The sequence below is a fragment of the Dehalococcoidia bacterium genome, from assembly GCA_028711995.1.
GTDB lineage: Bacteria > Chloroflexota > Dehalococcoidia > SZUA-161 > SpSt-899 > JAQTRE01.
The window spans coordinates 1-8,557 of sequence record JAQTRE010000127.1; the positions used below are offsets into that span (position 1 = coordinate 1).

General features: G+C 54.7%; 7 protein-coding genes, 1 pseudogene and 2 riboswitches. Of the genes and pseudogenes, 5 read left to right on the forward strand and 3 right to left on the reverse strand.

Translation table 11 applies throughout. The annotated features are described in order from the left end of the window. Both PHV74_13135 and PHV74_13140 read right to left on the reverse strand, forming a co-directional pair. On the reverse strand, window positions 1–525 hold a 525-nt coding region (locus PHV74_13135; GenBank protein MDD5095302.1), incomplete at its 3' end, for a helicase-related protein. Between the two features lie 30 nt (window positions 526–555). After that, window positions 556–1,338 carry a DEAD/DEAH box helicase gene (locus PHV74_13140; GenBank protein ID MDD5095303.1) on the reverse strand — a complete coding sequence of 261 codons (783 nt, stop codon included), beginning with the start codon at window positions 1,336–1,338 and terminating at the stop codon, window positions 556–558. A 383-nt stretch (window positions 1,339–1,721) separates the two neighbouring features. Here PHV74_13140 and hisH point away from each other — a divergent pair, with 383 nt between their 5' ends. Both hisH and hisF read left to right on the forward strand, forming a co-directional pair. Beyond that, window positions 1,722–2,336: an imidazole glycerol phosphate synthase subunit HisH gene (hisH, locus tag PHV74_13145; protein MDD5095304.1), complete on the forward strand. Its 615-nt coding sequence runs from the start codon at window positions 1,722–1,724 to the stop codon at window positions 2,334–2,336. A 1-nt stretch (window position 2,337) separates the two neighbouring features. After that, on the forward strand, window positions 2,338–3,135 hold the full coding sequence (gene hisF / locus PHV74_13150) for an imidazole glycerol phosphate synthase subunit HisF (GenBank protein MDD5095305.1): 798 nt from the start codon (window positions 2,338–2,340) through the stop codon (window positions 3,133–3,135). 69 nt (window positions 3,136–3,204) lie between these two features. Here the strand turns inward: hisF and PHV74_13155 are convergent, their stop codons facing one another. Then, window positions 3,205–3,414 (reverse strand): molybdopterin-binding protein, encoded by a 210-nt coding sequence (locus PHV74_13155; GenBank protein MDD5095306.1) that lies wholly within the window; start codon window positions 3,412–3,414, stop codon window positions 3,205–3,207. A gap of 438 nt (window positions 3,415–3,852) precedes the next feature. Continuing rightward, window positions 3,853–3,969: riboswitch (molybdenum cofactor riboswitch) on the forward strand. A gap of 58 nt (window positions 3,970–4,027) precedes the next feature. Then, a riboswitch (molybdenum cofactor riboswitch) is annotated at window positions 4,028–4,144 on the forward strand. A 1,190-nt stretch (window positions 4,145–5,334) separates the two neighbouring features. Between PHV74_13155 and PHV74_13160 the strand changes: the two are divergent. From PHV74_13160 to PHV74_13170, 3 genes and pseudogenes are all read left to right on the forward strand, one after another. After that, window positions 5,335–5,586 (forward strand): annotated as a pseudogene (locus PHV74_13160) (PKD domain-containing protein). Between the two features lie 222 nt (window positions 5,587–5,808). Further along, window positions 5,809–7,395: a PKD domain-containing protein gene (locus PHV74_13165; GenBank protein MDD5095307.1), complete on the forward strand. Its 1,587-nt coding sequence runs from the start codon at window positions 5,809–5,811 to the stop codon at window positions 7,393–7,395. Between the two features lie 254 nt (window positions 7,396–7,649). After that, window positions 7,650–8,557 (forward strand): hypothetical protein (locus tag PHV74_13170; GenBank protein ID MDD5095308.1); only part of this gene is annotated, 908 nt, incomplete at its 3' end.

Genomic DNA, 8,557 nt, shown 5'->3' on the forward strand with positions numbered 1-8,557 from the left:
GTTGCTATAAGGATAGCTGGTCCGTACCTGGGCGAAGAGGGCATCGATATTCCACGTTTCCATTCCGACCATGGAGATGATCGCCTGGGCCAACACATCGAGGGGACATTGGATGGGATGAACGGCCTCGATATCCTGTGAAAGGATGGCCGGGGCGAGCACGGCGGCCTCGACGAAATCCTGCGGATGAGTGGGAAACAGGGCTCCCCGGCTGATCTCGCCCACCTGATGTCCGGCGCGGCCCACCCGCTGAATGGCGGAGGAGACCGAGTGCGGAGACTGGATCAAAATAACCTCATCCAGCGCGCCGATATCGATCCCCATCTCCAGCGAGTTGGTGGCCACGATGGCCTTCAAATCCCCAGCCTTGAGCTTCTGTTCCACCTCGGTGCGAATCTCTCGGGAAAGCGAGCCGTGGTGCGAATAGGTTAGGGGGCTTTCTTCATGGGAGTTGATCTTGAACGCGATTTTCTCGCACAGGCGTCGGCTGTTGACGAACAGCAGCGTGGAGCGATTGCGCTGGATGATCCGGCCGAACTCGGCGACCAGTGGATTTCAGAAGTCGTCTTTGGCTTGATCGCTGGATGTGCCTTCCGGGAAGGTGACTCGAATGTCATATTGCTTGGAGGCAGTGGAGCGGATAATCGAGACTGGACGTGGCGTGTACGTGGGATTCTGGATATCCCCTTCCAGTTTGAAACCCCCGACGAATTCGGCTACGGCTTCAAGTGGCTGGATGGTGGCCGAAAGGGCGATGCGCTGGAATTCGCCGCAGAGGGGTACGAGCCGGTCAACGGCAGTGATGAGGTGAGTGCCGCGTTTGGTGGCGATCACGGAGTGAATTTCGTCCAGAATGATGGTGGAGAGGCCGCGCAGAATCGAGCGGCCTCCAGCAGAACTGAGCATCAGATTCAGGCTCTCCGGCGTGGTGATGAGAATCTCCGGGGGGTGGCGCTCCATGCGGCGTCGGTCCGATTCGGGCGTATCGCCGCTCCGCGTCAGAACGCGGATATCTGGAAATGGCTCAGAAGCCTGATCGAAGGCTTGCCGAAGTTCCCTCAACGGATTCAACAGGTTGCGCTGGATATCGTTGTTAAGCGCTTTCAGCGGCGAGACGTAGAGAACATGGGTGTGGCCGGTTGGCATCTTTCCGGTGACCAGTTGATCGATGGCCCAGAGGAAGGCCGTCAATGTTTTGCCGCTCCCGGTGGGAGCGGTGATGAGCACATGCTCGCCGCTGGCGATCCTCGGCCAGGCGGCCGACTGCACGTCGGTGGGCTGCCCGATTCTTTCAGCAAACCAGCGCGCGATGATGGGGTGGAACATGTTCATATTCATTTATGCTGACCTCACCCCCTCGATCCCCCTCTCCTTATCAAGGAAAGGGGGAAGAAAAGGAAATTTGGGGGACACCCCCAAACCCCCGATCGGGTCGAGGGCAGGCCCCCGGAAGGGGAGTGTCCCTTCACTCTCTGAGTGGAGGCCATTCCGGACTTGATCTGGAATCCAAGCTCTCGATCCCCGATTCTTGTCAAGGAAAAGGAACAGTTTTCGTAGGGGCACAATTCATTACGCCTGGGGCATCCCCATTCTCCGATCGGGCGATCACCCAGGATCGCTCCTATAAATTCCGACAACTGATGACTCTTATCCTATTATAAAGGATAAAGCTTGCCAGCTTCTGATGGGTGGTTTATCATTGGGAGAGGGAAATTCACACAATGATTGCCATCATCGATTACGGCGCCGGAAACCTGCGCAGCGTGGCCAAAGCGGTTGCCAGACTGGGATATCAGGCTCAGGTCACCCATGATCCTCATATGGTGCTGGCGGCAAATGTGGTCATCCTGCCTGGCGTCGGTGCTGCCGGCGACACGATGGACAGTCTCAAAAACCTGGGGTTGGTGGAGCCTGTCAAACAGGTGATTGTTGAGAACCGGCCCTTCCTCGGCATTTGTCTGGGCTTGCAGGTGCTGCTTACGTCCACCGAAGAGAGCGGCGGCTATCCCTGCCTTGACATAATATCGGGGCAGGTGAGGCTGCTTCCCCCCGGCCTCAAGGTGCCTCATATGGGCTGGAATCAGGTCAGGCAACAAACATCCCATCCTATCTTTGAGGGTGTCCCCGATGAGTCAAATTTCTATTTTGTCCACAGCTACTATTGCGATCCCGTTGATCGATCTCTGGTTGCCGGGGAGACCGGCTATGGGATCGACTTTTGCAGCATGGTCATCCAAGGCAATGTGGTGGCTACCCAGTTCCATCCTGAGAAGAGCGGAGATGTGGGGTTAAGGTTACTGGATAACTTTCTGAAGTTTAGCCTGGGGAAAGAGTGAGATGCTGACCAAGCGAGTGATTCCCTGTCTGGACGTCACTGGAGGCCGGGTGGTTAAAGGGGTGAGCTTTGTGAGCCTTCGCGATGCCGGCGACCCGGTTGAGCTGGCGGCCTTCTATGATAAAGAGGGTGCTGATGAGTTGGTCTTCCTCGATATCACCGCCTCCTCCGATGCGCGTCAGATTGTGGTGGACATGGTGGAGCGCGTCTCGGACAAGGTCTTTATTCCGTTCACCGTCGGCGGGGGGTTGAGGAGTGTGAGTGACATTCGGGAGATACTGGAGGCCGGAGCAGACAAGGTGTCTCTGAACACATCGGCGGTGGAGAATCCCAAACTGGTCTCGGAGGGCGCATCCCGGTTCGGCAACCAGTGTATGGTGGTGGCCATCGATGCCAAGAGGATTCAAAAAGGCGCTGTGGGAAGAGGCCATCTGGGACTGGACTCAAACTCTCGATGGGAAGTCTATACCCACGGCGGACGCAAGCCCACGGGGATAGATGCTGTCAAGTGGGCTCAGGAGGCGGTGCGATTGGGATCGGGAGAAATCCTGCTTACCAGCATGGACTGTGATGGGCATCAAGATGGCTACGATCTAGAGTTGACCTGCGCCATATCCGAGGCCGTGAACGTTCCGGTAATCGCCAGCGGCGGCGCCGGCAAACTGGAACACTTCTATAGTGCCGTGGTTGATGGCAAAGCCGATGCGGTACTCGCCGCCAGTCTCTTCCATTACGGAACCCTCTCTGTCCGTCAGGTGAAAGATTATCTGTCGGGCAGGGGCATTCCGATCCGGCTATAGGCGAGCGATGATTCCCCGGTTCACTTATTCCCGGCGGGGAAATCCGGCATCACCTAATCAGAGACGTTCCTAGTCCACGGCCACCATAACGCTGGAGGCCTTGATAACAGCGTACACTTCCTTCCCTTTGGCCAAACCCAAGGCCTCAGCCGACTGCTTGGTGATGATCGATACGATCTCCTCGCCTCCCGGCAACTCAATAACGACTTCCGTGTTCACTGCTCCGGCGTGAATCTGCTTGATCTTCCCCTTTATCATATTGCGGGCACTGATCTTCATACTTCCCCTCCTTCCTGTTTCCGCTGTGGGCATACCCACGGCACCATAGAAGTGCCATTATTCTAGATCAACGACAGCGGAAGTTCAACCCTTCCCAGCACAAATAGCGCGTGATCCTGTTAGAACCGAGAGTAAAGTGTTGGCGCCAGATGATTTGGGTTCACCAGAAATCAGGGTTTTTGATGTTGTGCCGCCAACCTCTTCCATTACGGAACCCTCTCTGTCCGTCAGGTAAAGGATTATCTGACCGGGAGAGGCATACCTGTCCGCTTATAGGCGAGCGGAATCGAGATGCCTCTGCTGATGTCCGCTGCATGAGGATGGGAAGGCGTCTGTTTACCATCTGTTTACCAATCTTTTACCTTCTGTTAACCCAAATCCTCCAGTAATGTTGCTATAGTGGGGCTTGGTCTGTTCAGAGGAATTGACACCTTACAATCGAATATCGCTCTCCGAGCCATTCACCTAAAGGGATGACCCAGGGTGGGTGGCCAATGGGTATCGCGGGAAACGGCGCTGCCTCTCGTGTTTAGAAAGGAGAAACAGCTCACGCAATAGCTTTGTGTGTTTAGAGCACTCCTTTCGGGGTGCTCTTTTTTTGGGTGCCTTACAATTGAATATTGCTCTCCGAGCCATTCACCTAAAGGAATAAACCCAGGGTGGTTGGCCAATGGGTATCGCTGGAAACGGCGCTGCCTCCCTTTTGGAAAGGAGTTTCACATGAAAATCCTGTTTAACAGCAGTATCGGTTCAGAGCGTCTCGGACTGCAAAATGTAATTGCTGCTCTCTTTTGCGTTGTCGTATCCTCATTTCTGCTCTCTTCCGCTCCTGCTCTTGCCGATGGAACGACCTCCGTCACCATTACCAAATACGATGCGCATGGCAATGTCATCGGGACCCCTGTCACGGTAACCTGGGAACAGATGAGAGATGGGTATAAGGGGTTACCGGTCTATGGCGATGGTAAAACCCATTACTACTGTGAAGGGCCGAATTTCGATGAAGCCAGGACCCTCGAGACTCTATGGGACCCCACTGAGATCGGCAATATAGACAGCCGTGATTATGGGGCAGCCAAGGGAACCGATATCAAAGACTTGTGCAATCTGGTGGGTGGTGCTTCGCCGGGTTATACCATTACCACCAAAGCGATCGATGGCTGGAGCAGGACATGGGATTATGAAAATGTCTACAACCCTGATCCACGCTTGGGCAGGATCGTCATTACCTGGTATACCAAGGATGCCGTAGAAACCAACAGCGGCTATGTGCCTGACGATTACGGTGTCGGCATGAGGCTGCTGTTCTTTAGTAATATCGTCGATTCCTCTGGCAGACACGTTTTTGGTGACTACGATGCCCACGAGACCATGCCGGAAAACCGCTGGTATTACTACTCCGATGGACAGTATTGGCCGACTACCAGCGGGATGTCCGGAAAATGGATCAACAGAATCGATATCCGCCCGCCGACTATGATTTCCTGCGATGCTGCCGGAAACGCCAAGGAGAGTTTTGCTCCCGGTGCGACGGTATACGTAAAGGGTCAGGGATTATCCAAGAGCACTGCTTACAAATTATGGGTCCAGCCTGAACCGGCCGTCTGGGCTGCGAGTGCCCGAGGAGATACGGTGCCCGGGGCAACGGTTCCCGCTCCCATGAACAGCGCTATTGACCCGTCCGGGTCTCAGGAATCGGTTACCACGAATGACGGCGGCGATTTCAGCCCGGTGGCTATCTGGACTATCGGCTCATCTGCCTCGCCACAGAAATACGATATCGTGGCCGATAACCAGGCAGCCGGAACGGTGGGAACTTTTGATACCAATGATGGGGCAGACTCCCCCGGATTCCAGGGTTTCACCGTTGCTGGAACATCAGTTCCGTTACCAACGACGGTCATCGTTCCGTCAGTGGCGCCTACTGCTGCTTTCAGTTCCGATGTACAGTCGGGCACGGGGCCTGTTACAGTGCACTTCACCGACCAGTCCACTGGCTCGCCCACATCCTGGGCATGGGATTTTGATAACAACGGCACGGTGGACTCTACCGTCCAGAACCCGACCTATACTTACACGTCAGCCGGTTCATACACTGTCAGGCTGACTGCCACCAATGCCTATGGAAGCGACGGAGAGGTAAAAGCGGCCTATATCGCTGTGGCATCTTCGCAGCCATCGTGGGACCTGAACGGTGACCATGTCTGCAATCTCAGTGATCTGCAGAATATTGGTGCGCAGTGGGGTAAGAAAGGGTCGGCTGGGTGGATAAGGGAAGATGCCAACAAGGACGGGGTTATAGATATAAGCGATGTGGTGACAATTGGCTTTCACTTGGGAGAGACCTGGTAGGAATTCCTCGCAATTCTAATGATGAGAAGGAGGGGGCATACGATGTGCAGAAACAGGGAGAACAGGAGTTGGTTAAGAAGACTCATGGTGTGGGTGCTGACACTGAGCCTCATCCCCACGTTCATTTTCGCAACACCGGCTGCCGCTGCCGGCACGACTTCGGTCACCATCACCAAATACGATGCCCACGGTAACGTGGTTAGCTCCCTGGTGGTTACCTGGGAACAGATGAGAGACCACTATATGGGGTTGCCGGTCTATGGCGATGGTATCATCCATTACTACTGCGAGGGGCCGAACTTCGATGAAGCCAGAACTTTTGATTCGTTATGGGATCCCAGTGAGACGGGTAATATTGATAGCCGGGACTATGGAGCGGCGATCGGGACGGATGTCAAAGACCTGTGCAATCTGGTGGGCGGCGCTGAGCCGGGTTATACGATCAAAACAACAGCCTCTGATAACTGGAGCAAGGTCTGGGACTATGATACTATCTACGACCCGAACCCACTCTTTGGAAGAATCGCCCTTACCTGGTATACCGCTGATGGAGCGGAAACCGGCAGCGGCTATGTGCCCACCGACTACAGTACCGGCATGAGGCTGCTGTTCTTTACCGATATTGCCGATGCCACCGGGAGGCATGTCGCCGGCGATTATGATTCGCATCAGAGCCTGCCCGAAAACCGCTGGTATTACTACTATGACGGGCAGTGGTGGCCTACTACCAGCGGGATGTCCGGGAAATACATTAACCGGATCGATATCCGTCCGCCGACCATGGTTTCCTGCGATGCTTCCGGAAACACCAAGGAGAACTTTGCTCCCGGTGAGACGGTCTATGCCAAAGGTCAGGGCCTGACCGCGAGCCGGAACTATAAGCTGTGGGTCCAGTCGGAACCGGCCGTCTGGAAGGCGAGCGCCAGAGGGGATACCGTGCCGGGGGCGACGTTTCCCGCTGACATGAACAGCGCTATGGATCCTTCCGGCTCCCAGGAATCGGTTACCACGGACGCCAGCGGAGATTTCAACCCGGTAGCCATCTGGACCATTCCTTCCTCGGCGACGCCGCAGAAATACGATATCGTGGCCGATAATCAGGCAGCCGGGACCGTGGGGACTTTCGATACCAATGATGGGGCAGATTCCCCCGGCTTCGAGGGGTTCTCCGTTGTAGAACTCCCGCCGGCGACGACTGCTGCTTTCACTGCTGATGTAACTTCGGGCACTGCCCCGCTGACGGTCCACTTCACCGACCAGTCAACCGGATCGCCCACAAGCTGGGCCTGGGACTTCGATAACAACGGCACGGTTGATTCCATCGCCCAGAACCCGTCTTACGTTTATGCCAGCGCTGGCACTTACACGGTCAAGCTCACGGCCACCAATGCAGGCGGCAGCGATGAGGAGACAAAGACAAACTACATTACCGTGACGAGCGGTGGATCCCAGCCGGCCTGGGACCTGAACGGTGACCATGTCTGCAACATCGGGGATGTGGTCAAGGTGGGGCTACAATGGGGCCTGACTGGTGCTTCCGGCTGGATTCCGGAAGACCTGAATAACGACGGGGTTATCAACATCGGGGATGTTGTCGTGCTGGGCCTGCACTGGATGCAGAGTTGGTAGGTTCAAGGCCTTTCAAAAATCGGCTTCGAGGTTCCAATGAGTTTTGAGGCAGGCTCTTCGCTGTCCGAAGTTGATTATAGAGAGGGGGTGAAAATGGGAAAGACTGGCCGAAATGGAAGCTCAAATTGAAATTAGACAATCAATATGGATAGCACTCAGATAAAGGAGGTGGAGAATGCAGCGAGGTGATTTCACAGTATGCTCTATGTTCGTGGAAGCTGCTCGATCTATCTTAGTATACGAGGAGGTTTATTGTGAAATGTAGATCATTAGTCACATTTCTAGTTGTGAGTTTCCTGGTAACAGTGTTGACTGTATCCACCCCCACTGGAGTGTCTGCAGAAGCAGCTATTTCCCTCAGCCCTGATTTTGGACCGGCGGGCACGGTTATCACTGTAAGTGGCAGCGGATTTACTGCAAGTGCTACCGGATATGTCTGGTTCGATACAGATAATGACGGTGTCAAAGATGCGGGAGAACCTTACGATGACGTGACCACTGATGGCAGCGGTAACATCCCGTCAGACATAACCGTGACCGCGCCGACAATGACGTCTTCATCCTACTCTGTCATAGCTGACATTCCATCGGGTGGCAGCAACGAGGCTTCGGGAACCTTCACCAAATCCAATATCACCACCCAGGTGAAAATAACCAAGTATAACGCTGCCGGGGGTGTCGTATCTTCGCAGGTAAAAACGTACCAGGAACTGATATCTGAGAAGACGGCCTATGGGAATGGAACAACGCACTACTACATGCAGGGACCCAGCTTCGATGATGACAGCTACAACGAGCTTTGGGACAGTACTGAGTTGGTGAACTACGAATCTCGGGACTACGGCGCAGCCAAAGGCACCGATGTCAAAGACCTGTGTGCATATGTTGGCGGGGCATCAGCCGGTGACGTTATTCAAATCAAGGCTGCCGATGGCTTCACCAAGTCTTTCGACTACGAAGATGTCTACAATCCTGAGGCGGCGCAGGGTAAGTTGATACTCACCTGGTACACCACCGACACCTATGAGGGTGAGGACGATGGCTATGTGGGTGACGGAGACTATGTCAATGGCATGCGTCTCATCTTCTTTGCTGAGACGACCAACTCGGCCGGCAAATATGTATTCGGCAATGTGGACATGAATAACACTCTGCCCGCCTC

What these genes read in the sequence shown, in the direction of transcription:
- PHV74_13165 (MDD5095307.1), top strand. Translation starts at nt 5,809, where the DNA reads ATGTGCAGAAACAGGGAGAACAGGAGTTGGTTAAGAAGACTCATGGTG.
- hisF (MDD5095305.1), top strand. Translation starts at nt 2,338, where the DNA reads ATGCTGACCAAGCGAGTGATTCCCTGTCTGGACGTCACTGGAGGCCGG.
- hisH (MDD5095304.1), top strand. Translation starts at nt 1,722, where the DNA reads ATGATTGCCATCATCGATTACGGCGCCGGAAACCTGCGCAGCGTGGCC.
- PHV74_13140 (MDD5095303.1), bottom strand. Translation starts at nt 1,338, where the DNA reads ATGAATATGAACATGTTCCACCCCATCATCGCGCGCTGGTTTGCTGAA.
- PHV74_13155 (MDD5095306.1), bottom strand. Translation starts at nt 3,414, where the DNA reads ATGAAGATCAGTGCCCGCAATATGATAAAGGGGAAGATCAAGCAGATT.